Genomic DNA, 24,623 nt, shown 5'->3' with positions numbered 1-24,623 from the left:
ACCCCCACGCCCGTCCCGCTCCGTCTCCCCCCGCACCGCCCCGATCCGCGCACACCCAAGGAATCCTCATGACGAACATGCGCTTCCGTGCCACACGCCACACCACACGCCGAGCCCTGCTCGCCGTGTCCGCCCTGGCGCTCGTCGCCCCCCTCGCCGCATGCGGCGGCGGCTCCGACACCGCCGAGGGAGACGGTAAAACCCTGCGCCTGTGGCACTACGAGCAGGAAGACGGCGCCCTCAGCAACGCCTGGGACGCGGCCATAGCCGAGTTCAAGAAGACCCACCCCGACGTGAAGGTCGTCTTCGAACGCAAGACGTTCGAGCAGATCCAGCAGAACGCGGGCATGATCCTCAACTCCGACAAGGCGCCCGACGTCATGGAGTACAACAAGGGCAACGCCACCACCGGCCTGCTCGCCAAGCAAGGGCTGCTCACCGACCTGACCGCCACCGCGAAGGAACGCGGCTGGGACAAGAAGATCAGCGAGAGCGCCTCCGTCACCGCCCGCTACGACGCCAACGGCGAAATGGGCGGCGACAAGTGGTACGGCGTCCCGAACTACGGGGAGTTCGTCCTGGCGTACTACAACGACGACCTCTTCAAGAAGCACAACATAGCCAAGCCCACCGACCTCCAGAGCTTCGAAGCGGCCCTGGCCGACTTCAAGGCCGCCGGCCTTACCCCGCTCGCCAACGCCGGCAACGACCACCCCGCCGGCCACTGGCTCTACCTGCTGGCCCTGGCCAAGGCCAATGACGCCTGGGTCGACAACTACCAGCTCTACAAGGGCAGGGTCGACTTCCACGGCCCGGAGTGGACCTACGCGGTCGAGACCTACAAGGACTGGCTCGACAAGGGCTACTTCGAGAAGAAGGACGTCGGCCTCAAGGGCAGCGACATGACCGAGCAGTTCGTCTCGCAGAAGCGCCCGATCATGGTCGGCGGCAACTGGTGGTTCGGCGGCCTGACCGCCGACATCACCGACTTCTCCTGGTCCACCGCCGCCTACCCCGGCAGCAAGAAGACCCTCGGCTCCGGCGGCAACCACTGGGTCGTGCCCACCAAGGCCAAGAACAAGAAGCTCGCCGAGGACTTCATCGACATCACTATGTCGGACAAGATCCAGAAGATCCTCGGCGAAGAGGGCAACGTCCCGCTCGCCGCGAAGCCGGACACCATCGAGAACTCCAAGTCCCGCGAGCTCATCACCGCCTTCAACACCTACCAGGACAGCAACGGGCTCGCCTTCTACCCGGACTGGCCGGCCCCCGGCTACTACGACACCTGGATGGGCGCCACCCAGAACCTCATGAACGGCGCCAAGCCCCACGCCGTCCTCGACGAGCTCAAGGCCCCCTACGAGAAGTACACCGCCTCCCGGCGCTGAGGCTGACCCGCCCGCACCCGCGCGTCAGCCCCTTCTTCCCGGGGACGGCGGCCCGCCCAGCACCGGGCCGCCGTCCCGCCCCTCTTGGAGCAACAGTGAAAACCACACGTCACCTGCGGCGCACGGGATACGGCGCCTTCCTCGCCCCCGGCCTGCTGCTGAGCCTGCTCTTCCTCGTCGTCCCGCTGGTGATGACCTTCTACTACAGCCTCACCCAATGGCAGGGCGTCGGAGAGCCCACCTGGATCGGCTTCGAAAACTACACCCGCCTCTTCAGCGACGCCGACTTCTGGGCCTCGTTCCGCAACATCGCCTTCGTCATCGTCGGCATCGCCGTCGTCCCCACCCTGCTCGGCCTCTTTCTCGCCGCGCTGCTCTTCGACTACATCGGCAAGAAGCACGGAGACGGGTTCGTCAGCCTCTTCCGCTCCGGCCTCTATCTGCCCCAGGTCATCCCCGTCGCCGTCACCGGCCTGATGTGGGGCTGGATCCTCGCCCCCGAAGGCGCCGTCAACAGCGTCCTCGAAACCATCGGCCTGAACTCCCTGGCCCAGAACTGGCTCGGAGACCCCGACCTCGCCCTGTGGATGGTCCTCTCCGTCCTCGTCTGGATGCAGCTCGGCTACCCCCTGGTGCTGTTCCTCTCCGGGCTCCAGCGCATCGATCCCGAGCTGTACGAAGCCGCCTCACTCGACGGCGCCACCTGGTGGCAGCGCTTCACCCGCATCACCGTGCCCATCCTGCGGCCCGAGGTCTACGTCGTACTCGTCACCACCACCATCGCCGGCCTGAAGGTCTTCGCCCAGATCTTCGTCCTCACCGGAGGCGGCCCCGGCAACTCGACCCTCGTCCCCGCGTACTTCGCCTACCAGAACTTCTTCGAGCGCGCCGACGTCGGATACGGCTCCGCGATCTCCAGCACGATCACCCTGCTCGTGCTGATCATCGCCGGAACGATGCTCACCCGCCAGGCCCGCGAGGACGGATGACCATGACCACGCACACCACTTCCACGGCACCCCCAAACCACCGGCGCAAAGCGGTCAAGGCCAAAGCGGTCAAGGCCAAAGCGGGCAAGGCCAAAGCCACCGGCAACCGCCGCACCCCCGGCTCCTACGCCGTCCTGGCCGCCGTCGCCGTATTCGTCCTCGCGTTCCTCGCACCCTTCATCGTCATCCTGCTCAACTCGTTCAAGACGAGCGCGGACTTCCGCAGCAACGGGTCGCTTTCTCTACCCGCCCAGTGGAACTGGAGCATCATCGCCGAAGTCTGGGAACGGGTGGGCTTCACCCAGAAACTCTTCAACAGCATCCAGATCAGCCTCGGCGTCGTCCTCATCGCCGTCCTGCTCGCCCTCTTCAACGCCTACGCCATCGGCATCGGCCGCGTCCGCTGGCGCACCCCCTTCCTCATCTTCTTCCTCGGCGTCAACGTCCTGCCGCAAGAGGGCCTCGTCTACCCCATCTACTACCTCTTCAAGGAGATGGGCCTCTACGACGGGAAACTCGGCTACACCATCCTCGTCGGCATCACCTACAGCGCCTTCGGCACCTACCTCCTCTCCTCCGTCTTCGCCAGCTTCCCCCGCGAACTCATCGAGGCCGCCGCCATGGACGGAGCCGGCCGCTGGACCATCCTGTGGCGCATCGTCCTCCCCATGAGCTGGCCCACCCTCTCCGTGATGTGCGTCTTCTTCTTCGTCTGGAGCTGGAACGAGTTCCTCTACCCCCTCGTCCTGCTCATCTCCAACGACAACCAGACCGTCCCCCTCGGCCTCTCCGTCATGCAGGGCCAATACACCAGCGACCCCACCGCCATGAGCGCCGCAGCCCTCCTCGGCATCGTCCCCATGGTCATCTTCTTCCTCATCTTCCAGCGCTCCCTCACCCGCGGCATGACCGCCGGAGCCGTGAAGTAACGCCTGCCCACCCCACAGCCACCCCGGATCCGGCACGCACCGCCCCGCCGCCGGATCCGGGGTACCCACGTCTGCGGACAGCCCCGGATCCCACGCCGGAATGCGGATCACGGCTGCCCAGGTCACGTGCCGTTGGACATACCTCTGCATAAGCAACCATCAGTGGCCTTGTAGCCGTCGGCGACCCGGCCGAGGGGGAGTGTGAGGTCGAAGATCTGCGGGTCGGTCGAGCCGGCCACAAGGAGCGCGAAGAGACGAGCGAGGTGCCCCGTAGCACGCCTGGGGCCGTGGCCGCCGGAACCGGTGTTCACGCAGGATGGTTCGCTCGGTTCCATGGAGTCCGCCGAGCAGCGCGACGTTGTGTCGACGGCGCTGCTGGTGCCGCTGGTGCGGCTCACACCGACGGAACGTGCGGTCTGCGTTCTGCGCGCCTTGGGCGCGGTATTGGAGTTCGTCTCCGTCGCGGCGCGAAGACATGACGCATATGATCATCTGTCATGTGACGTGAGCTGTTGAAGCCACGGGGCGGGGGAGCTGGTGGCATGGGCACACGCGACACAGGGGCGGGGCCGGATGGCGGTGCCGACCTGCGCGCGTCAAGCGAGGACCTCACCAAACTCGCTGACGACCTCGACGATACGCAGGACCACCTGGACAGACAGGTCCGGCGTATGGACTCGATCGTCGACCGCATCGAGAAGGGCTGGCGCGGGCCGGCCGGGACCGCGTACCGCGGCTTTCACCGGGCGGCCGCCGAGGACGCCGTACGCATCAGGGATGTCCTGCGCCACCTGGAGCGGGCCGTGCGCCTGAGCCGTGACGGTTTCACGCAGGATGAGCTGGACGTGCTCCAGCAGATGCGCAGCGTGCGGGTGGACATCGACAGCGAGGTCGACAGGCTGTCCACCGCGCACCCGGACGCGCGGGGCGGCGAGGCTCCCGGGCGTCAGCGCAGCAGTCTCGACTCGTTCTGACGCCCGCCGCCGGCGCCACCCTCCACGAGCACAGTTCCGATCATGAAACGGGGGAATCATGACGACCGGGCCGTCCGGTGACGACCACATAACCGTGTCCGTTGCCAGTCTCCGCGAACTCGCCGGCGAACTGGAGGACATCCTCGAGAAGCTCAACAACAAGCTTGACGACATCTACGACCGTGTCGTCCCGGTCGTGCTGTCGTGGGAGGGGGAGGCCCGCGAAGTCTTCGTCGACAAACTCGACGAGTGGGACCGCTCGGCGCAGGACCTGCAGGCGGCGCAGAAGTGGCTGCACGCCTGCGCGACCACCAGCCACGTCAATTACACGGCCGCGCACCAGGCGGTGCTGCGGGGCTGGGGCGCGCTGATGGCCGGTCCGCAGCCGGGCACACCGGGGCCCGGAGGGCAGGCCGGCACCATCGACGTCAAGCCGTCCGAACTCTACCGGGTGTCGGGGGGTGTCGCCGCCCAGCAGACGCCGATGGACAAGGGCGCCAAGACCCTTCTGGACGAGCTGAACAAGTACCCGGACGCCGGCGGTTACGGAACCGCTCCGCAGGCGTGCGCCACCTCGTATGTCAAAGTGGGCAACCGCTTCCTCGAGGTGTGGGCCAAGAGTGTCGTGAGCATCGGCGGCGCGGCGGTCGGGTTCACCACGACGGCCAACAACTATGCGAAGGCGGAGGCGGCCAATGACCCCTCGGGGCGGACGAGGGCGGTCACCCAGCCAGCGCCGCGGGTCATCGACAGGGCTCCGTCCTATGGTTCCGTACCCAACATCAAGTGGGGTGATGACGACGGCGGTGACGACTTCGTCCGCAGCCTGCTGGAGTGGGTGCCGGAGCCGGTCCGCGAGGTTCTGCGCCCCGTCGTGAAACACGCCTTCCGCATGGGGAAGGTGGCGGAGGTCTACCCCTATCCGCAGCAGAGCAACAGCGAATGGCACGACGCCATGCGGCAGTTCTGCAGCGCGCTCTGGGGGACGACCGCGTGGGGCACGAGCCGAGAAGGCTATGAGTGGAGGCACGACTCGGCCTCGTCGCAGGCCGCCTCGCACCCAGTGATGACGGTGCTGTTCGACACCGCCCAGAAGGTCGGTGACCTGCTGTATGACTTCGCAGAAGCCGCCGTCTACCTCAATCGGGAGGTGTGGGACGTCTACGTCGACGCGATCCGGGAGGCGATCCCCAAGGTGGAGGTGAACCTGAAGGACGGCGTCGGGATGGACGATGTCAGGGGCCTCATCAAGGGCGTGGTGAAGGGGGTCGCCAAGGGGGCGGGCCAGCTCGGCGCGGGCATCGTCCTCAACATCGACACCGGCCGGCTGAACGCGATCGTCACCGAATACAACCGGCGGGTCAATGCGCTGGTGCCTCGTCTCGACACGTTGACGGGACCGTTGGACGAGGCCTACCGCAGCGCGCCCACCTTCCACGCGGAGGAGGCGCGGGCGCAGGCGTTCGGCGCCCGGGCACTGAACGAGTTCAAGCCCGAGCACACGTACACGGTCCCGGGGAGGATCCCAGGAACCACTTCCACCCACTGGACCTGGCAGCTCAGGAGGGCATCCATGGAAGCCACGGCGTCGACAAGCACATCGGGCTCACCGATGACCAGCTGACGCAGCGCCTCCGGGACCAGGGGAACGCCCCGTCCGCTTCCACGTACAAGGATCTGTCGTCCGCGCAGCGTCTGACGCAGGCGGCACTCGACGACATCGACAACGCCCAGCGCGTCGAGGACTGGATCAAGAGGGTGGAGAGACGGATGGCCAACAACCCGAACTGGAACCCGGACAACTCGAAGATCGACCCGGCTCTCAAGCTCACCGTGAACGAGGTGACGGGGCGCACCGTGGAACGCGGTGACTACACGGCGCACGGTATGAACGCCGCGGCGAGCGAGGTGCATTCCACGCAGGTCGCGCTGAGGTACAAGAGGGGCCTCGACCCGCCTTTCGTCGTCATCACGTCGTACCCTGTCAGTCCTTAGCAGTTCGTAGTTTTGTTCGCGGTTCGTGTCTGTTGGCAACGAGGACGGTGACCAGGTGGTCTCGCACACCACACGTCTCTTCATCGACGGTCCGATGAGGAGGGTCCTGGATATCGCCGCCGCGGTGCGGGACTCCGGGGAGACCCTGTCCCTCGACGAGGAGCTGCGGCGTTTCATCCGGACCACGCGGATGACCGGCGTGACGGACTGGGTGTGTCCGATCGCCACTGTGGCCGCGCTGCTCGACCACGTCGCCGGTCTCTGCACCGACGGCATGGAGGCGCTGCCGCAGGAGTTCCGCCGGCAGCTGGAACGAGCCGGCGGGGGAACGGAGGCCTCCGCGTACCTGCACTCCCTGGCGGGGAAGCTTCGGGCCCTGGAACAGGACCCGCAGGACGACTACGACGAGCTTCCCTTGGCCCGCTGGGAAATCGAGGTCGGATTCCCCCGGCTTTCCGGCTTCGGGGCCAACTGGGTGTACGACGGGGAATACGCGACTCTTCATGACTCCATTCAGGCCGCGATCGATTCCGAGCACCCTTACTGCGGCGGGTTCCTGGCCCCTCTCGCGGCCGAGGCCCAGTCCGCTCTCGTGCTCTTCCCGGGAAAGCGAGCGATGGAGGACAGCCTGTCCGCTGTCATCGGCTGGGTGTCCCCGGAGGCACTGCGCCACCTGCTCCAGGCTGTTGACGACCACATGCGGCGAGAGCACACCGTCCTGTCATGACACCACACCCTTCAGAGGTCTCTCCCGCCATGCCGTCCCGGAACCGGTCCGCCACCTACCCGGACCGTGAAACCGCCCGATGGGCCACGCAGCAGGTCGTTACCGTCAACGAGCAGCTCATCCACCGCTGGCTCGCCCAGGGCACGCGTCCGCGGCTGACCATCGAGGCGTCCTGGCCCGCGCGGCCCGCGCCGGTCGGCCGGGTGCTGTTGCAGGCGATGATGCTGGCCGGGCGGGAGCCCATCGACGTACGCGCCGCACGTGTCGTGCTCAAGCGGGACACTTCGGCCCCGCACGGCTTCGTCGTCCACGCCACGTTTCCCGTCCACCTTTAGCCACAGCCCTCAGCCCTTCATCCGTAAAGGCCCCATCCCCGTGCCTCTGAGCCCTCTCGAACACGACCGCCGCTACGGCGAGCTGGACGAGCTGATCCGTGCCTACGTCGGGCAGCCGGCGGACGACACCTCGGACACACCCGGCCAAGCCCTGACGGCTTACCTACGGCACACCTGGCACACCCGTCCCCGGGCACTGGCGGTCGCCGAGCGCCAGGCGCGCGAGTACGCCGAGAACCCGCCCGGACGGCTCCGGCTGCGCCTGGGCGAGTTCTACGCCATCCCCGACGTGGGCCTGCCGGAGGGAGACGTCCAGGAGTGGCTGCACACGCTCGCCGACCACATCAGGCACAGCATCGAGGAAGGCGAGGTGCCGCCGCCCGCCGTGCCCGCCACCCACTGGGAGTGGCACGCCCGGTTCCCGGAGCTCGGCCAGTTCCTCGGCGGGTGGTTCTCGCAGGACATGCTGGACGAGTTCGAGGACCACGAGGCGGCCATCGCGGACTACCGGGCCTCCGCCGATCCGCAGCTCGTCGCCCGCCTCGTCGGCGAGCTGCACGAGCTGCTCGCCCTGGACCTTGACGAGTCGGACCACGCCCTGGCCGTGGCGGAGCTGGGCATGGAGGTCGATCCCCCGGCGCCGTACTCACCGAGCGGATGGCTCGCCCATCTCGCTCACCGGCTCGCCCAGCCGGGCGCGGAGTATGGGCCGCCGCCGCGGGCGGAGCGGCAGGAGTAGCGGACTTCGCCGTCATCGAGCCAGCCGTCGAAGGAGGAGAACAGCAGTGTTCCGGCCTCGGGCAGACCGATGTCGAGCGCGGCTGTCGGCAAGGACGGGCAGTGGAACGAGGCGATGAAGGAGAGCGAACCGAGCCCATCCCACCGGCCGCTGGCTCCCGGGCAGTTGACAGGGCGGGGGGTCACCGAGATGCCCAAGCCGTCAGGCCACTCAGCTCGTCTTGTTGAGCTCCTGTGTGACCGGCCCGTCCGGATCGGACCGGAAGTACAGCGTGTCCTGATCGTCTACATAGAGCTGGATCCCGCCGATCTTGCCGAGCCCGCCGTCCTCGACCCCCAAGTACACGAAATCGCTCGACGTTCCCGGATCCTCATAGTCCCAGCTGCCACTGAAGTCGACCGGATCTGCACCCTCGCCTGTCGTCACACCGGTGGCCGAGAACGTGCCGTCCGCCGAGAGCTCGATCTGCCCGCCGTCGGCGTTGCGGTACACACCGGGCAGCTTCTCCGGGTCGACCGCCCCCGAGCACGCCGAGACGACCACCGCGGAAGCGGCAAGCATGGCGAAGAGCCACCGTTCACTTGTTCTCTTGCCTGTCACGACCTCAGCGTAACGCTGGGATCGATCACATGAGTCTTGGGTGGCATCGGCCCCTCGTCAGGCGTGGATTCGGGCTTCGTGGCGGGCCCCGGAGCCCGTGCCGAAGCTGACGTCGGCGCCGGAGCGGCCATGGCGCGGGCCATGAGATGACGGGTTTGCGTGTCGGGCGGCATCCTCGTCCATCAGACCTTCTTGCGAGGGGACCACCGGCTTCAGCCGGTGGGGGAGCGCATCCTTGGGCCGGAGTCGCGCAGCGGGCCGGTGGCCGTACCGCGCCGTGTCGAAACGTGCGCCGTGGAACGAGTTACGCGCCGTCGTTGTCGGCGCGCAGGGAATGGATCATCCTCCGCAGGATCCGGAACGCGTCCGACTGCTCGGCCTCGGTCAGGCCGGCCAGCATTCTGGCCTCGACGGACCGGACGGCTGCGCTCGCCTTCTCGAGGCTTCGTCGGCCGCGAGGCGTGAGCCGCGTGGGAAGCGCCTTCCCGACGGGTGCTTCCGCGGGTCTGGTCACGTAGCCGTCTCGTTCCAGGGCCTGGAGCAGCACGTTCATCGTCTGCCGTGTCACGAACGCGCCGCGCGCTAGCTCGGAGTTGGACAAGCCCGGTCGTTGTGCCAGCAGCTCGAGGCAGGAGTAGTGCGTCACGCTCATCCCGAGCGGCCGCAGCACTTCCTCCATGGCCCCGCGGAGGGCGCTCGACGTTTCTTTGAGCAGGTAGCCCAGTGACGTCTCCAGGTCGACGCCGACACCTTCTTGCTTCATGTCAGTATTCTGACATAGGTTGAAGCGTGTCAGGAAGCTGACACGAAGAGAAGGAGTGTCATCATGCCCGTCACCGGCCCCGACTTCATCTCGCTCCAAGTGCGCGACCGCGACGCTTCGCGGGCGTTCTACGAGCAGTACTTGGGCCTCGTCCGCTCTCCGGCCGGACCTCCGCACGCCGTCGTCTTCGAGACGAAGCCGATCGCCTTCGCACTCCGCGACGTCATTCCCGGCACCGACCTCGCATCCGTCGCCCAGCCCGGCGTCGGTGCCGCGATCTGGCTCCACGCCACCGACGTCCAGGCCATCAACGACGCGCTCGTCGCCGACGGTCACACCATCGTCTCCGCACCGATCGACGGCCCCTTCGGCCGGACCTTCACCTTCGCCGACCCCGACGGCTACCAGATCACGCTCCACGACCGCGCTTGATCGGCCCAACACCACCGGACGACCACCAGCGGTCACACTCTGGGCTCCTGCCCGAGGCCGTCAACGGCCGACTCGACACCTTCGCGGCACCGTTCTCGGCTTCCGTAACTTGGCCAACCACATCGCGCGCAGCCTGCTCGACACCGGCGGCTTCATACCCCCGACTGCGCCCTCCACCGCGATGAGCCGCGAGACCGCTCCCGTCACGGCCCGGGCAGGGCTCTTTGTCAGTGGCTGCTGTCAGGATCCGTAGAACCGGCCACGAAACGGGAGAACACCATGGGCACTTGGGATGTCGGGCCTTTCGGCAACGACACCGCGGCGGATTTCAGCGGAACCCTCGATGAGGCCGCCGCGGAGAAACGCGCGGGCATCGTCCACGACGCCCTCACCCGCGTGATCGACACCGCGGGCTACCTCGAAGCACCCGAGTCCGAGGAAGCCGTCGCGGCGGCCGCCCTCATCGCCGCGCAGTGCCCCGAAGGGGAGCCCACCGATCCCGTCTACGGACCGAAAGAGCCCCTCCCCGACCTCACGGATCTCCGCGACCTCGCGCTCCAAGCCCTCGACCGCGTCATGACCGCACCGTCGGAGCTGATGGAACTCTGGGACGAGTCGGACGGCGGCCCCTGGTGCACGAGCATCCGGAACCTGCGGAACGTGCTCATGCCCCAGCGTCCCGAAGAACAGCTCACGCTGCTCTGAACGACCGAACCCCCGCCACCAGTTACGCGTCACCCCGGGAAGGCCCCACCATGAGCTGGGACGTGCTGCTCCTGCGTCTGCCCGACGAAGCCGCCTCGCTGCGGCAGATCCCCGACGACTACGCCTCGGCCCCGCTCGGCAGCCGGGACGACGTCCTCGCGGCCATCACCCGGGCCGTCCCCGAAGCCGACCTCTCCGACCCCACCTGGGGGCAACTCCTCGGCCCCACCTGGTCCATGGAACTCAACATCGGTTCGGAGGACCCGGTGGACTCGATCATGCTCCACATCAGAGGCTCCGGCGACGACGTGCTCGACCCCGTCTTCCGCCTCGCGGACGTTCTGCGCTGCAAGGTCCTCGACTGCGCGGAGGGCGAGCTGATCACTCCGCGGCAGACGTCCGGCTGGCACACCTTCCAGCAGTACCGAGACAGCGCCGTGTGGGCATCCCAGCAGCACCGGCAGCCACCCTTGCCCGCCGAACCCGGAAGGAACCTCGGGACTCCACTCCCTCCCGGCCGGCTGATCACCTCTGACGAGGGCGACGGAGACGTACAACCGCTGTGGCTCAGCGACCGTCCGGCCACAGCCGGACTATGGGCGCGGATACACGCCGAGCACACGCGTTCCGGCCTCTGGCCGCTCCTGCTCGACACACTCGATCCGGGGGACGACGCATGCCGCCCGTGGGGATCGGGCGAAATCTTCCTCCAGCAGATGTCCTCCCCGACGGACCACGAACCGGCCGGCCTCCTCGCGGAATGGTGGGCCGCGCACACCGCCGTCGACGAAGACGACGACGCACTCTCCGCCGAGCAGCGCCTCGCCGAAACAGCCCCCTACGGACAGCGCTGGCCCGGCATTGCCCCCGGCCGGCAGGCAGTGGCGGACGCCGATGACGTGGCCGCCGAGTACGCGCAGGCCTTTCTCGCGGACCGCCCGCAGGCACGGCTGGGGCTGGTCGTCGCGGCGTCAGGCGCCGAAGCGCTCACGGCGGCGGGCTGGTCGGGGCCCGCCAACTATGACAACGACACGGCGAAGTTCTCCGCCGTCATCCGCGACTGGGAGCACCGATTCGGTGCCTGTGTCGTCGCGGTCGGATTCTCCACCCTGCACCTCAGCGTCGCCGCTCCACCGATGACGCAGCAGGACGCTCTGCTCGTCGCGGCCGAACACTTCGCCTTCTGCCCGGACAACATCTGGCAGGGTACACGGCCGTACACACTGGCCGCGTACGCCGAGCAAATGACCGGTGTCCACAACTGGGACTTCTGGTGGGACTGACGCGCCATGCGCCCCAGGGACGCTCACCACCCCTCGTGAAGTGGTCTTCCGGGGGCTGCGCCCGGCGACGCGCGCCGGCCTCCGGGAGTGGCTCTTCGCGGCGGGGAGCGGGATGAGGGCGGCGTCTCGGTCGGTCCTGGGCAGTCCAGGGCCGGGTCGGTACTTGACGCTGGGGGTTCAAGGGGTCGCAGGTTCAAATCCTGTCGTCCCGACGGTGCGCAAAGCCCGCTGGCGGAGATCGGATCTCCAGCTCAGCGGGCTTTTTCTCGTTCCGGCGGCGTCTTAGCGGACCAGCCGCAGATGCCGCCGGGGTTGCTCCTCTGGGACCACTTTGGGACCAGCCTCCTCCCGGCCGGCCGCGAGGTGCGCACTCAGCGCCGCTCCGGCGAGGTCGATCGAGCGGTGATCCGGGTGGAGGTAGCGCTGTGTGGTGCTCAGCGACCCGTGTCCGGCGATCTTCAGGACGTGCAGCGGGATACCGGCGTCAGCCATCCACGTCAGGCCCGTGTGCCGAAGGTCCTGCCGCCGCAGATGCTCGTATCCGAGCTTGGTTACCACTTCGTCCCAGTGGGTTGCGTCCCGCAGGACAGCCGTGGAGATCCTGCCGCCCCGCGGTCCGGTGAACAGCCGCGCCATCGGATCACGTCCGGCAGCGTCGAGCCGACGGGCGACCAGCGGCCGGATCTCGGGAAGGATCGGCACCACTCGGCGACGCTTTCCCTTCGTGCCCTTATCGGCCAGGCCGCCGGGTCCGGGCGTCGTCTGTCGGCACAGGTGCCAGACCCAGTGCTCGCGGTCGATGTCCACGGCCCGGACGCCGGCGACCTCCCCGATCCGGGTAGCGGTGCAGGCCGCGAAGCGCACCACGTCGCCCCAACCCTGGTACTCCCCGGCGGACCGGGCGACGAGGGCGGAGGCCGGCTTGTCCAGGGCGTCCCAGTCCGGCAGGGCGAGTGAGCGCGGGTCGTCCAACTCGTTTTCGGCCCGCTTGTACGCCTGCTGCCAGCCCACGACCCGGGCCGGGTTGCTGTCGATGATCCCGTCTCGCACGGCTTGTTCCATCACGCGCACCAGGACGGCAAGGCTGTTCTTGACCGTGGAGCGCCCGCACTCGTCAGCGATCCAGCCGTACACGGCACGGTCTACCACGCCGTTCGTGATGGCCGGTAACCGGCAGATGACCCAAGGTGGGGAGGACCCGCAGCCGCCAGCCGGCCCGGTAGGGGTCCAAGGTCTTGGCCTCCAAACCCTGCATGGCCAACGCCCATTCCTCGTCGCCGTACTCGGCCAGGGTCGTGGTCGCCGTTGCCGGGGTGACACCGCGGCTGGCAGCCCGCTGCATTCGCGCGATCCAGGCTCGCGCCGGTAGACAGCGCCCACTCTGAATGGAACGATCCCTACAGAGCGGAGAGGGGCGCCACCGCGTCGTCCCTCGGAGCGCATCGTTGCTCGGCCGGGCACCCCGCCGGCGAGCAGAAAAGTCCTCGCTCCCACGCTCCGCGGCGGCGATCGCGTCCGTCCGTTGTCCCCTTCTCCCGGCCCATCCGGGGCCCGGCCGGGCCCCGGAGCGAATCTCCGCAAGCTGTGCAACACCGGGCAGTCCTCGCCGGTCGGAACGTGCGTCAGCATCCCTTCACGGACAGGAGTTCAGCAGATGAGGGAACGAACCATTCCGGCGGCACTCGTCGCCGCGGTACTGGCGATGGCGGCGAACGTGGCAGCTCCCGCCTCTGTCGCCGCCGCGGCCGCCGGGCCCGCGGAGTTCACCGTGAACACCACCTCCGACGCGGTGGACACCGACCCGTCGGACGGTGCCTGCCGCACCGTGGCCGGTACCTGCAGCCTCCGCGCGGCGGTGATGGCGGCCAACGCCCGGCCCGGCAGCACGATCACGCTGCCCGCCGGCCGGTACAAGCTGACCATCCCGCCCAACCCCCGCCTGCTCATCGGACCGCACGTCGACCCGGCCACCGGCGACTTGAACGTCCAAGCGCCGACCACGGTCCAGGGCGCCGGCGCTCGGACCACCATCATCGACGGCAGCCGCCTCGACCGCGTCTTCCGTACGCGGGCGGACACCCGGCTGTCCGATCTCACGATCACCGGAGGTGTCGCCAAACAGCGCGAAGTGCCCTTCACCGACCCCGGCGGCGGCGGAATCGCCAACGCGAAGAACCTGACCCTGCGCCGGGTGGCGGTGACCGGGAACTCCGCCGGCTACGGCGGCGGCATCTTCAACATCCCCAACTCGCACCTGGAGCTGATCGAGAGCACCGTCAGCGGGAACGCCGCGGGGGAGGCCGGGGGCATCAGGTTCGACGACAGCGGCACCGTGACCAACTCGACGATCAGCGACAACCGCGTGACCGACCCCGGTGACCGTCCCGGCAGCCTGGGCGGGTACGGCGGGGGCGTGGACATCCGCGGCCTGGGCCATGTGAAGATCCTCAACTCGACTATCACCGGGAACAGCGCGCCGCACGGCGGCGGAGTCAACATCGCGCCCGCCTACCTGGACAGCCTGCCCTCGCCGATCCCCGAGATCATTGATCTGCCTCTGGGCCGTCTCACCCTGCAGAACTCGATCGTCGCCGGCAACACCGGTGAAGACTCCTCCGGTGACTGCAAGAGAGCCTTCGCCGACATCGAATCGCAGGGCCACAACCTCGACAGCGACGGCAGTTGCCGCCTCACCGCCGCCGGCGACCTGCCGAGCCGAGCCGCCCTCGTCGGACCGCTTGCCGACAACGGCGGGCCCACGGACACCCGTGCGCTGCTGCCCGGCAGCCCCGCCCTTGACGCGGCCGCCCACTGCCCCGCGACCGACCAGCGCGGCGTCCCCCGGCCCCAGGGAGCCGCCTGCGACATCGGTGCCTACGAACACACGCCGTGACACGGACACGAGACGTCCGCCGGCGGGGTTACCGGACCGGCTGCCACCCGTGCGCCCGCGCCGGCCACCGCAGGACACCCAAGGCACGGAAGGGAACCGAATGAGACCCCGCATGCGCCGTATCTTCACCCGCGCCGCGACCGCCGCGGCGGCCCTGCTGCTGTCGGTCACCGCACTCCCGGCAGCCTCCGCCCACTCCGGCCCCGACCCCTTGGCCGTGGCCACCGTGCACGGCAGCGTACGCGGCGCGGCCGGCCCCGGTGGCGGCCGGCTCTTCCAGGGCATCCCCTACGCCGCCCCGCCGATGGGAGAGCGGCGCTGGCGCCCGCCCCGGCCGCCCGTACCATGGTCCGGCCTGCGGGAGGCCACTACACCGGCCGGCCCCTGCCCCCAGTTACCGCTGACGCTGCTCCCCGACGGCGGCCCGGTCCTCCCCGGAGAGTCCAACCGGACCGGCAGTACCTCCGAGGACTGCCTGTACCTCAATGTATGGACCCCCGCCCGGACCGGCGCCAGGGCCCTGCCGGTGCTGGTGTGGCTGCACGGCGGCGGCAACGCCTACGGCGCCGGAAGCGACTACAACGGCGCGGCGCTGGCCGCGCGCGGCGTGGTCGTGGTCACGGTCAACTACCGGCTGGGAGCACTGGGGTTCCTCGCCCACCCCGCCCTGTCGGCCGAGAGCGCAGACCGGGCCTCGGGAGACTACGGCCTGATGGACCAGCAGGCCGCCCTGCGCTGGGTACGGCACAACATTGGCGCGTTCGGCGGTGACCGGGCCAGGGTCACCCTCGGCGGCCAGTCCGCCGGATCTGCCGACACCTGCCTCCACATCACCTCACCCACCGCGAGAGGCCTGTTCCACCGCGCCGTCCAGCAGAGCGGAAGCTGCGTGTCCGAAAAGGCCCTCACCCCGCTGAGTCTGGCCGCGGCCGAGCGGAAGGGTCAGGACTTCGCGGCCTCGGTCGGCTGCACCGACCCCTCGACCGCCCCGGCCTGTCTGCGCGCCGTACCCCCCGCCGAACTCATCCGCGGCACGCCCGGCGCCACATCCCTGTGGGGAGCGAACACCGGGCCGCGCATTCTTCCCCTACCGCCTCGCACAGCGTGGGCCACGGGACGGGTGAACGCCGTCCCGACGCTCAGCGGCAGCACCCACGACGAGTACCGATACTTCACCGCGCTGAACGTGGACCTGCTCGGCGGCGGGCCGCTCACCCCCGAGCGCTACGCCGCGTTGATCAGATCGCAGCATCCCGCCCGCGCGGACACCGTCCTCGGCACATACCCGGCCTCCGCCCACCCGTCCCCCAACCTGGCCTACTCCGCCGTCGGCACCGACCAGCGGTTCGCCTGCCCGGCGAGGGCGGACAACCGCCGGTACAGCGGCCGGGTGGCCGTCTACGCCTACGAGTTCAACGATCCCCAGGCGCCGCCGTTCATCCCGGCGCCGCACACCCCGCAGGGAGCCTTCCACGCGGCGGAACTGGCCTATCTGTTCCCGACGGACGCCCTGTCGCCCCTCACCCCCGCCCAGCGCCGGCTGTCCGACCGGATGACCGACTACTGGGCCCACTTCGCCGCCACCGGCAACCCCAACCATCCCGGCGCCCCCGCCTGGCCGCGCTACACCGCGAGCCGTGACCGCATCCAGGTGCTGGCCCCGGACCGAATCGCTCCCACGACCGGTTTCGCGTCCGACCACCACTGCGCGTTCTGGCAGCCCTCCGCGGCTTCCTGACGGTGCCTCACCGCCCGCCGGCGCGGATCCCCTCCGCTCCGGCGGGCCTCCTCGGCTGCCCCACCCCCTTGCAGCGGGGCCGCCGTCCCGGCCCTCCGGAGGACCTCTCCCCTCCCCGGCAGGCCGCCCGGCGGGGCCCCACCTGTGCTCCTGCGCACGGCAGCACAGCGATCACAACGGAAGAAGAGTGTCATGACCTCCGCATTCACGCTGGCCCAGGACGCGCGCCGGGCGCACCGGCAGGGACCGGAAGCCTTGGCCCACCGGCAGCGGGACCGTCTGGCCGCGATGGTCGCCTTCGCCCGCGCCCACTCCCCTTACTACGCCGGCCTCTACCGCGACCTCCCGGCACAGGTCCAGGACCCGGCCCTGCTGCCGGTGACCGACAAGCAGACACTCATGGCGCACTTCAACGACTGGGTCACCGACCCGGAGGCAACCATCGACCGGGTACGGGCCTTCGTCGACGACCCCGAGCGGATCGGCGACCACTTCCTCGGCAAGTACCTGGTCTCCACCACCTCGGGAACCACCGGACACCGCGGTGTCTTCCTGCTCGACGACCGGGCGGCAGCGGTGGTCAAGGCCCTGTCGCTCCGTGCCGTCTCGCGTACGATCACTTTCGCCCGGCTTGCGCGGATGCTCACGCGCCGGCTCCGATCGGCTCACGTCATCGCGACCGGCGGCCACCTGGCCGCGTACGCCGTCAACACCCGGCTGCGGGCCACCGGCCGCCGGCAGGTCAGAATCAGCCGGGTCTTCTCGGTGCACAGCCCGCTGCCCGAGCTGGTGGAGCAGCTCAACCGGTACCGGCCGGTGCTCCTGGACGGCTACGCCACCATGATCGCGCTGCTCGCCGGCGAGCAGCTGGCCGGCCGGCTGCGCATCAAGCCCGCCGTGGTGTCGCTCGTGGCCGAAGGCCTCGGCGACAGCGAGCATCAACGCATCCGCTCGGCGTTCGGGGCACATGTCGTCAACACCTATAGCTGCAACGAGAGCCTCGCGCTGGGCTACGGCTGCCCGCAGGGGTGGCTGCACATCCACGACGACTGGGTGATCCTGGAGCCCGTCGATGCCGACCACCGCCCCACACCGCCCGGTCAGCAGTCCTCCACCGTACTGCTGACCAGCCTGTGCCGATGGGCGCAGCCGATCCTGCGCTACGACCTGGGCGACAGCGTCCTGCGGCGTGCGGACCCGTGCCCCTGCGGGGACCCGTTACAGGCGATCAAGGTGCGCGGCCGGTCCGCGGAGCTGCTGACCTTCCGCCGCCGGGACGGCAAGAGTGTCCCTATCGTGCCGATGGCGTTCGAGACCGCCATCGAGCGCACCCCTGATGTCGACCTGTTCCAGATCGTGCAGACGACACCCACCACCTTGCGGGTGCGGGTGCGCACGTCCACCGGAGCAGACCCCGACACGGTGTGGACCGCGGTACGCGCCGAGATCGTAGGCCTGCTCACGGCCCACCAGGTGGGCCACTGCACCGTCGAACGCGGCCACGAGCCGCCCCAGCAGTCCGCAGGCGGCAAGTTCCGCGTCGTCATCCCCTTCTCCTGACCCCGCCCGGCGCCCACGGCGTGCCGGGCGGGGTCAGAGGCCGGCCGTGCCTCCAGGAGCGGTTCCGTCGAGCGATGGACAGGGACACCGGCGGGACACCCGGCTCGATGCCGGTGTCCGGCGCACGCGGGGCAGCCCCGCCTCCCCTGGCGGAGAACTACTGGTCCGCGCCGGGCCCGGGACGTGGACCGGCCGCGGACGTCCACCCCACGCGAACCCCGTGGTGGGCCGCCAGGGCCGGCAACGCGACGCGCAGCGGCTCGGTCTCCAGAGCCGTGTCCGGTTCGAACCAGCGGGCGACGGCGGTTCCGCTCGCCGTTCTGAGGGTGAAGCGGGCCAGCTCGTCCGCCACCTCGGGGCGGTCGTGCAGACCGAAGACGACGCACAGGGAGTCCCTGGCCCACGCCACCAGGGCGTCGCGGTAGCGGTGCAGCTCGGCCACGGCCGCCGTACTGGAGTTCTCCCGCAACATGCCCAGCCCGAGCAGCAGCTTCAGGCTGTGTGGATGGCGTTGGAACCCGTCTCGTACCGCTTCGAGGAAGTGGTCCAGCCGATGGCCGGCGTCTGCCCCCGGTACCTCGACCGGGGGCAGGGCCGCCAGCAAGGTGAGCCTGGCGCGTTCGAGCACCGCGACGTAGATGCCGTCCTTGCTGCCGAAATGCCAGTAGATGGAGCTGGCGGGGAGACCGCACGCGGCGGAGATCATCGAAATGGACGTGGCAGTGTAGCCGTGCAGTGACATCAGCCCGGTGGCGGTGTCGAGGATCGCCTCGCGTGACCGCATGCCGCGATCGTGGGCAGGTGCCTCCGTCATGCGCCCGACTCTAGACGAGCCCTTCCGGTGTGTTCAGTGAACCACCCCCGGTTCGGTCAGAGGCTCGGGACTTTCGAATGGCGCACCCTCCGGCCGGCCGGCCGCCGTGGCCGCGGCCGCCTGCACTCGTTCCAGGCTCCTGGTCTCGCGGACGGCCGCCGCCCAGCCCTCCGGGCTCTGCGGTCGGCGGGGCCGTCACAGCGAGGTGCGGAAGGGGCCGGTCACCTCGTAGGTGATGCCGCCGCTGCTGGAACCGGAGGTGCCACGCTGGGAGGAGAAATACAGCCGGTCGCCCGCGGGGTTGAAAGCCGGCCCAGTGATCTCTGAGGAGGAATGACCGGTGACCCGCAGGAAAGGGGCGACCGACCGCCCGAGTGGTGGTGGAGCAGCCGCCGCCACACCAGCAAGCCGACGTCGTGGATGGTGCCGTGCTGCAAGAGCACGGGTGCGGCCGGCAGCCGGTAGGTGAAGACGCGGCGGCCTCCCGGCAGCCAGGGCGCTCACGAGGAGACGGCCGACCGATCCAGTTCTCGGGAAGAAGCGGTCGGCCGCTGCATCCAGCGAGTGGGTGAGCCCGATCCGTAGCTCGTCGACCGTCACCTCGGCCGTGGCCTCGAACCGGGCGGCGATCCCGATGGCTGTCGCCACTTGCTCACCGATGCGGAACCAGGGACAGACCACCAGGTCGGCCGCGGGTACGTGCGGGCGGGGTCATCGCGACGCCCGTGTGGGGCCTGCAGGGTGATCGCGGCGGCCAGGACCTGCGGCGGCATGCTCGGTCCGGCGGCGGAGGCCCCGTTCGGACGTACCTCCAATGCCCGGGAGAAACGCGGCAGACCCCTCGCGCACGTAGCGTGCAAGCAAGTCACCCTCCGGATACAGAAGGAGTTCCGACATGCGTGTCTTCTCTCTCGCTGCGGCTTCCGCACTCGGCGCCTCGGTCCTGTGCGCCTCGCTCACCGCCCCCGCCGGTGCCGCGACCACCGGCGACACTCACGGCGGCGGTGCGGTCACCGGTCGCGCCCACCTCGACGGCGCCCAGGAGGTGCCCGGCCCCGGAGATCCCGACGGCCGGGGCTGGTTCCGTTTCAAGGCCGACGGGGACAAGCTCTGCTACAGCCTCCGGGTGCGCCGCGTCGAGACACCGACCGCCGCCCATATCCACTTCGGCCCGAAGGGGGAGGCGGGCCCGATCGCGGTCGCCCTGAAGACCCCGCCCGAGGACGGCAAGGTCCGTGGCTGCATCAGAGCTCAAGAGCACCAGAACCCGGCGAACGCCAACAGAGTTCTCACCTTCTGGGAGCTCCAGGGCATCAAGAAGGACACCTTCGTCTTCTATGTGAACGTGCACAACGCGGAATTCCCAGCCGGTGCTGTGCGCGGCCAGCTGAAGCGCACTCACTGACCCGCGGGGCGGTCGCGTGCCGCAGCACCCGTGGGAGGGCGGCCAGTCGCTCCGGGCCGGGCAGCCGCACGGCGCCCGGCCACGGGGCGGGTGGTCGGGCGCAGGGTGCGCCCGGGTGGGGACCACCGCTGCGGCTGGTGGTGGACGTAGCGGGTGGCGGCCACGTCCGCCAAGGACAACAGTGTGGCGGCGGCCGCTGTGATGCCGGATCACCGCGGTAGGCGCGATAATGCGCTGCGTGACGTGGGGGATGACGCCGCCGGGCATGCGTCCTTGGTGCTGTTCGAGGACGAGCTGCCCCTTGAATGTCTCGTTGATCGACTCGATGACGTGCCGCAGGGGCATGGACAGGGATCCGCACCGGCTGCCGTTCGCCCTTGCGGATCGGTCGTAGCAACTGCATTCCGTGCTCGTCGAGTTCGTGTCTGGCGAAGCCCTGGCCGAAGTGCTTTTGTCGCCGATCAGTGTTGATCCGGCCGGCCTTGGAGGAGTTCGGTGCCGAGGAGGTCGAGGAGGGTTTCGCGTTCGTCGGCCATGACTCCGTTCAGGGTGAAGACGACGGACAGGCCCTGAAAGGTGCATATCAGGCGCAGGCGCGGACCCCCGGAAGAAGCGGTCGTGGCCGGCGCAGCGGCCGACGGGGGAGAGGCGGACCGCGACGGGCCGCGGGGCGGAACGTCATGGAGAGACGCGTGTGGCCTGATGGCACCCTTTCGCTGCGTACGCACGCGCATACGATGGGTTGCCGGGATTCACGGGAATCCTGCTGCGGCACCGAGCCGTGCCGCAGCAGCGAGACTCCTCCCGCGCAACCGGGGGTGCAGGGGCGTCGCGGACGGCCGGCGGACTGCTTCCGGTTTCAGGGCTGGGCACGTTCGGTGGGGTGTCCGTAAGAGGGGGTGCGCCGGGATGAGTAGCGGTGTGGAGTGCCGTTTGCTGGGGTCCTTTCAGGTGTTGTCCGCGGGGCGGACGGTGACACCGAGCGCCCCGCAGTTGCGGCAGGTCCTGGCCCTGCTGGTGCTGCGCCGTGGTGAGGTGGTCTCCACGGACGCACTGGGGGACGAGGTATGGGGGGCGCATCCGCCGCGTCGTGCCCTGCGGGCCCTGCACACCAGCCTCTACGAGCTGCGCAGGACGCTCGCGCCGGAGCCGTCGGGCACTGCCCCGTGGGTGGTGACGCGACCGGGCGGCTACATGGCGGTGCTGCCGGAGGAGGCGGTCGACGTCGGTCGGTTCCAGGCGTTGGTGGCGCACGGCAGACGGGAGGCGGAGGAGGGCCGCCCGGGGGTGGCTCGCCGGTTGCTGGGCCGCGGACTGGCGTTGTGGCGGGGCGCGGCTCTGTCGGGTGTCCGCTGCGGGGAGGTGCTGGGTGTGCACGCGGCCGGGTTGGAGGAGGCGCGGCTGCGGGCGCTGGAACTGCGGATCGACACCGACTTGGAGCTGGGCCACCACGGTCAGGTGGTGGCGGAACTCACCGAGCTGGCGGCCGGGCGGCCCTTCCACGAGGGGTTGGCAGCGCGGCTGATGCTGGCGCTGTACCGCGCGGGCCGCCGCGGTGAGGCTCTTGCGGCGTACCAGGACCTGCGGCGCCGATTGGGAGCGGAACTGGGGGCGGAACCGGGGCCGCAGGTACAGCGGTTGCATCATGCCGTGCTCAGGGACGAGGCGGGGCTCCCGGCGGAGGAGGGGCCGGCCCGGACGCGGGTGCGTCCGGCGGAGCTTCCGCCGGACGTCTCGGGATTCACCGGTCGTGCCGGCGTGCTGGCCGGCGTGACCGGGCTCGCGGCCTCCGGCCGCAGACGCGGTGCCGTTCCCGTGGTGTGTCTGGTGGGCATGCCCGGTGTCGGCAAGACGGCAACGGCCGTACACGCCGCCCACCTGTTGCGGGAGCACTACCCGGACGGGCAGTTCCATGTGCCGTTGGGCGATGTGCCCGGCGACGCCGACGACGGTTCCGCTGCACTGGGCCGCATGTTGCGGGCGACCGGCATGGCACCGGAAGCGGTCCCCGGCACCGCGCAGGAGAGAACGGCGGCTTTCCGCTCCTGGAGTTCGGGCCGCCGGGTGCTGGTGGTGCTGGACGGGGCGGTATCGGCTCGCCAGGTCGAACCCTTGCTGCCCGCCGGGCCGGGCTCGGTCGCACTGGTCACCACCTGCTGTGCGTTGTACGGGCTTCGCGCGCACACGGCAGTGCGGCTCGGGGCGTTCACCCCCGGCGAGGCCGTGGAAGCGCTCGGACGTGCCGTGGGACACGGGCGTTTGAAGGCCGAGCCGGCGGCGGCCGTAAGAATCGCGGAATGCCTGGGCCGGCTGCCGCTGGCGGTCACAGCCGCCGGCGCACGTCTGGCCGGGCACCCCACCGCACGGCTGTCCCTCTGCGCCGACCTGCTGGAACGGTGCGCCGAAGAACATCGCCTGTCCGACCTGGCCCGGCTGGGGCTGGACCTCGACGACCGGATCGACGCGGTCCTGGACACGCTGGAGCGGGCGGAACGTGCGGCCTTCCGGCGGCTGGCCGCGGCGCTGAGTGTCCCCTTCACGGCCGGGGACGGGGCGGCCGCGCTCTCGGTCGACGAGGTGACGGGCCGCCTGCTGATGGTGCGTCTTGCCGACGCCCACCTGGTGGAGGAGGCCGGCGAAACGCTCACGGGCGACCGGCTGTACCACTTCCATGTTCTGGTGCGGGCCTACGCCGGGGAACGGTACAGCTCTGCCGGCCGCGACATTCCCGGCGGCCGGCTCCTCCCGACGGCTTGCCGGTGACCGCCGGGGCAGGGCGGGACATCGGCGGGCGACGGCTCCGCCACGGCCGGGCCCCCTTCGCCGCGTGAGGCCTGCGGCGAAGGGGGGAGTTGTGGTGCCGGCGGTCCCGGCTCGATGGTCGCGTGGTGGTGTGTCAGTCTCCGGTGTTGGTGGCCCACAGGGCGCCGCCGTTGCGGGTGTACATCACCAGGTTGCCGTCGTCCTGGACGGCGAGGTAGGCACCCGGGCGGCCGTAAGTGCCGGTGGCCCACAGGGCGCGGCCGTTCACGTCGTACAGGACGAAGTTGCCGTCGTACTGGACGACCGCCCGGTAGCCGTTGGGCCACGCGCCCGGGGCCTGCCAGGCCGCCCTGCCGTTCTTGTACAGCACGAGGTTGCCGTCCGACTGCAGGCGCAGTACGGCCCGGCCGTTGCCGGAGGTCCACGCCTGGTTGCGGTACAGGGTGGCCGGCGCGTACAGAAGGGTGTCGGCGGACTGCCGGGCGATGCCGTTGTGCTGCCGGCCGCCGGTGTCGGTTGCGGGGAAGGCGTGGGCCGCGGCGGGGGTGAGGGCAGCGAGTGCGAGAGCTGCCGCGGCCGCCGTCGCCATGGTCGCTGTGCGGATCCTGGTCATGCGGGGACCTCCTGCTGTGCCGGAGTCTTTCTCCGGCTCGGTAGTGAACCTAGGCCGCCGCGGTCAGCGCTCGGTCAGGCCCCGGTCAGCGAGCACGGTGCCCCGCTCGTGCTCGCGGTTCGTGTCTGCACCTCCCCTCCCACTGTGGAGACCGTGACCGGAGGGATAGCTCGTGCACGGTAACGAGTCGGCCACACGGCCCTGCGGCGCCGGTAGCGTCCCGGAGGATCATGGACGACCACACCACTGGGGGACACCATGCGCACTCGCGCCACCACCACCGCCGTGACCGTCTGCGCGGCCCTGGTCATGACTGCCTGCGGCGGCCCGGCCGACTCCGACCCCGGCCCTGGGGCGACCGCAGGGAGCACTGGGCCGGCGACCCGTTTCACGGGCGGCGAGGAGGCCCGCAGCGGCGGCGTGGCCGTCAAGATCGGCAGAGTACGGGACGCCGACGAGATCGCAATGGAGGGAGGCACGGAGCGGGCGGGCGGCAAAGGGAAGATCGTGGCACTGGAGACCGTCGTCCGCAACGACACGAAGGCCGGTATGGGTCTGACCTGCTCACCGCCCTTCACCAGCACCCTGGTCGACGACCGGGGCCGCCGTTACGAACCCCTCGCCGGCCTCTACGGCGTCCCGGGGAATCCCGACTGCGACGACCGGCTTCGGCCCGGCCGCAAGGACGAGATGCTGTTCGTCTACCGCGTGCCGGAGAGCGCGGAGATCGCGGCGTGGGAGTTCGCCGAGTCCGGGCGGAAGCCCTCCGTCGTCGATCTCAGCGGCATGTCCGTCCTGTAGCGAGGCGCCGGACGAGCCGGCCCCGCGCGTGCTCCGCGGCCGAGCGGAGTCCCATGCCCGCCTCGCGGTGGGCCGGTACGGCGGGCGCGGGCCCCCTCCGGGACAGCCGCGGCCGTACCGGCTCCTCGGCCGCATCTTACGGCCGGCGTCATTGCCACCCAGCGGCCGGACCAC

The 24,623-nt window shown here is 69.9% G+C and carries 23 protein-coding genes, 1 tRNA gene and 2 pseudogenes; 19 read left to right on the top strand and 7 right to left on the bottom strand.

The window, feature by feature from the left end:
• The first annotated feature begins 68 nt into the window (after window positions 1–68).
• The 3 genes from LIX60_RS03820 to LIX60_RS03810 all read left to right on the top strand — a co-directional run bounded on the left by LIX60_RS03820 (window position 69) and on the right by LIX60_RS03810 (window position 3,309).
• Window positions 69–1,391 carry an ABC transporter substrate-binding protein gene (locus tag LIX60_RS03820; protein ID WP_227957197.1) on the top strand — a complete coding sequence of 441 codons (1,323 nt, stop codon included), beginning with the start codon at window positions 69–71 and terminating at the stop codon, window positions 1,389–1,391.
• Window positions 1,392–1,486: 95 nt separating this feature from the next.
• On the top strand, window positions 1,487–2,380 hold the full coding sequence (locus tag LIX60_RS03815) for a carbohydrate ABC transporter permease (RefSeq protein WP_227957196.1): 894 nt from the start codon (window positions 1,487–1,489) through the stop codon (window positions 2,378–2,380).
• Between the two features lie 2 nt (window positions 2,381–2,382).
• Window positions 2,383–3,309, top strand: a complete 927-nt coding sequence (locus tag LIX60_RS03810) for a carbohydrate ABC transporter permease (RefSeq protein WP_227957195.1) — start codon at window positions 2,383–2,385, stop codon at window positions 3,307–3,309.
• A gap of 122 nt (window positions 3,310–3,431) precedes the next feature.
• Here LIX60_RS03810 and LIX60_RS31695 read toward each other — a convergent pair whose 3' ends face one another.
• Window positions 3,432–3,707 (bottom strand): hypothetical protein, encoded by a 276-nt coding sequence (locus LIX60_RS31695; protein ID WP_308101085.1) that lies wholly within the window; start codon window positions 3,705–3,707, stop codon window positions 3,432–3,434.
• A 144-nt stretch (window positions 3,708–3,851) separates the two neighbouring features.
• Between LIX60_RS31695 and LIX60_RS03800 the strand changes: the two genes are divergently transcribed.
• The 6 genes and pseudogenes from LIX60_RS03800 (at window position 3,852) to LIX60_RS03775 (ending at window position 8,079) form a co-directional block, all read left to right on the top strand.
• Complete coding sequence (locus LIX60_RS03800; RefSeq protein WP_227957194.1) at window positions 3,852–4,283, top strand: WXG100 family type VII secretion target; 432 nt, start codon at window positions 3,852–3,854, stop codon at window positions 4,281–4,283.
• A gap of 58 nt (window positions 4,284–4,341) precedes the next feature.
• Window positions 4,342–4,650 (top strand): annotated as a pseudogene (locus LIX60_RS03795) (WXG100 family type VII secretion target); the annotation flags it as partial.
• 785 nt (window positions 4,651–5,435) lie between these two features.
• Window positions 5,436–6,278, top strand: a complete 843-nt coding sequence (locus LIX60_RS31690) for an RNase A-like domain-containing protein (RefSeq protein WP_227962612.1) — start codon at window positions 5,436–5,438, stop codon at window positions 6,276–6,278.
• A gap of 25 nt (window positions 6,279–6,303) precedes the next feature.
• Window positions 6,304–7,005 (top strand): hypothetical protein, encoded by a 702-nt coding sequence (locus tag LIX60_RS03785; RefSeq protein WP_227957193.1) that lies wholly within the window; start codon window positions 6,304–6,306, stop codon window positions 7,003–7,005.
• A gap of 29 nt (window positions 7,006–7,034) precedes the next feature.
• A complete protein-coding gene (locus tag LIX60_RS03780; RefSeq protein WP_227962611.1) occupies window positions 7,035–7,340 on the top strand; it encodes an RNase A-like domain-containing protein in 306 nt (101 codons plus the stop codon).
• Window positions 7,341–7,380: 40 nt separating this feature from the next.
• Window positions 7,381–8,079: a contact-dependent growth inhibition system immunity protein gene (locus LIX60_RS03775; protein ID WP_227957192.1), complete on the top strand. Its 699-nt coding sequence runs from the start codon at window positions 7,381–7,383 to the stop codon at window positions 8,077–8,079.
• A 210-nt stretch (window positions 8,080–8,289) separates the two neighbouring features.
• Here the strand turns inward: LIX60_RS03775 and LIX60_RS03770 are convergent, their stop codons facing one another.
• Both LIX60_RS03770 and LIX60_RS03765 read right to left on the bottom strand, forming a co-directional pair.
• Window positions 8,290–8,679 (bottom strand): hypothetical protein, encoded by a 390-nt coding sequence (locus tag LIX60_RS03770; RefSeq protein ID WP_227957191.1) that lies wholly within the window; start codon window positions 8,677–8,679, stop codon window positions 8,290–8,292.
• A gap of 304 nt (window positions 8,680–8,983) precedes the next feature.
• On the bottom strand, window positions 8,984–9,442 hold the full coding sequence (locus tag LIX60_RS03765; RefSeq protein WP_227957190.1) for a MarR family winged helix-turn-helix transcriptional regulator: 459 nt from the start codon (window positions 9,440–9,442) through the stop codon (window positions 8,984–8,986).
• 63 nt (window positions 9,443–9,505) lie between these two features.
• Between LIX60_RS03765 and LIX60_RS03760 the strand changes: the two genes are divergently transcribed.
• From LIX60_RS03760 to LIX60_RS03745, 4 genes are all read left to right on the top strand, one after another.
• The gene (locus LIX60_RS03760; protein ID WP_227957189.1) at window positions 9,506–9,874 is read left to right on the top strand and encodes a VOC family protein; all 369 of its coding nucleotides are present in this window, start codon (window positions 9,506–9,508) and stop codon (window positions 9,872–9,874) included.
• Window positions 9,875–10,153: 279 nt separating this feature from the next.
• Window positions 10,154–10,579 (top strand): DUF4259 domain-containing protein, encoded by a 426-nt coding sequence (locus tag LIX60_RS03755; RefSeq protein WP_227957188.1) that lies wholly within the window; start codon window positions 10,154–10,156, stop codon window positions 10,577–10,579.
• A gap of 50 nt (window positions 10,580–10,629) precedes the next feature.
• Window positions 10,630–11,862, top strand: a complete 1,233-nt coding sequence (locus LIX60_RS03750) for a DUF4253 domain-containing protein (protein ID WP_227957187.1) — start codon at window positions 10,630–10,632, stop codon at window positions 11,860–11,862.
• A gap of 108 nt (window positions 11,863–11,970) precedes the next feature.
• Window positions 11,971–12,074, top strand: a tRNA-OTHER gene (locus LIX60_RS03745).
• A gap of 70 nt (window positions 12,075–12,144) precedes the next feature.
• On the opposite strand, the gene LIX60_RS03740 is transcribed toward LIX60_RS03745, so the two are convergent.
• Window positions 12,145–13,011 (bottom strand): site-specific integrase, encoded by an 867-nt coding sequence (locus LIX60_RS03740; RefSeq protein ID WP_227957186.1) that lies wholly within the window; start codon window positions 13,009–13,011, stop codon window positions 12,145–12,147.
• A gap of 505 nt (window positions 13,012–13,516) precedes the next feature.
• Between LIX60_RS03740 and LIX60_RS03735 the strand changes: the two genes are divergently transcribed.
• From LIX60_RS03735 to LIX60_RS03725, 3 genes are all read left to right on the top strand, one after another.
• Window positions 13,517–14,755, top strand: a complete 1,239-nt coding sequence (locus tag LIX60_RS03735; RefSeq protein WP_227957185.1) for a CSLREA domain-containing protein — start codon at window positions 13,517–13,519, stop codon at window positions 14,753–14,755.
• Between the two features lie 112 nt (window positions 14,756–14,867).
• A complete protein-coding gene (locus LIX60_RS03730) occupies window positions 14,868–16,493 on the top strand; it encodes a carboxylesterase/lipase family protein (protein ID WP_227957184.1) in 1,626 nt (541 codons plus the stop codon).
• Window positions 16,494–16,685: 192 nt separating this feature from the next.
• Window positions 16,686–18,053: a phenylacetate--CoA ligase family protein gene (locus tag LIX60_RS03725; RefSeq protein ID WP_227957183.1), complete on the top strand. Its 1,368-nt coding sequence runs from the start codon at window positions 16,686–16,688 to the stop codon at window positions 18,051–18,053.
• 157 nt (window positions 18,054–18,210) lie between these two features.
• On the opposite strand, the gene LIX60_RS03720 is transcribed toward LIX60_RS03725, so the two are convergent.
• Entirely contained in the window at window positions 18,211–18,867 is a 657-nt protein-coding gene (locus LIX60_RS03720) for a TetR/AcrR family transcriptional regulator (RefSeq protein ID WP_227957182.1), read from the bottom strand.
• A 195-nt stretch (window positions 18,868–19,062) separates the two neighbouring features.
• Window positions 19,063–19,233: pseudogene (locus LIX60_RS03715) on the bottom strand (translocation protein TolB); the annotation flags it as partial.
• A 529-nt stretch (window positions 19,234–19,762) separates the two neighbouring features.
• Here LIX60_RS03715 and LIX60_RS03710 point away from each other — a divergent pair.
• A complete protein-coding gene (locus LIX60_RS03710) occupies window positions 19,763–20,272 on the top strand; it encodes a CHRD domain-containing protein (RefSeq protein WP_227957181.1) in 510 nt (169 codons plus the stop codon).
• Window positions 20,273–21,244: 972 nt separating this feature from the next.
• Window positions 21,245–23,035 carry an AfsR/SARP family transcriptional regulator gene (locus tag LIX60_RS03705; RefSeq protein WP_227957180.1) on the top strand — a complete coding sequence of 597 codons (1,791 nt, stop codon included), beginning with the start codon at window positions 21,245–21,247 and terminating at the stop codon, window positions 23,033–23,035.
• 133 nt (window positions 23,036–23,168) lie between these two features.
• On the opposite strand, the gene LIX60_RS03700 is transcribed toward LIX60_RS03705, so the two are convergent.
• A complete protein-coding gene (locus LIX60_RS03700) occupies window positions 23,169–23,648 on the bottom strand; it encodes a hypothetical protein (RefSeq protein WP_227957179.1) in 480 nt (159 codons plus the stop codon).
• A gap of 258 nt (window positions 23,649–23,906) precedes the next feature.
• On the opposite strand from LIX60_RS03700, the gene LIX60_RS03695 reads away from it, so the two are divergent.
• On the top strand, window positions 23,907–24,449 hold the full coding sequence (locus LIX60_RS03695; RefSeq protein WP_227957178.1) for a hypothetical protein: 543 nt from the start codon (window positions 23,907–23,909) through the stop codon (window positions 24,447–24,449).
• The last annotated feature ends 174 nt before the right edge of the window (window positions 24,450–24,623 follow it).

It is taken from the genome of Streptomyces sp. S07_1.15, from assembly GCF_020739505.1.
Classification (GTDB): Bacteria; Actinomycetota; Actinomycetes; order Streptomycetales; family Streptomycetaceae; genus Streptomyces; species Streptomyces xinghaiensis.
This window is presented reverse-complemented; position numbering and strand designations above follow the sequence as displayed.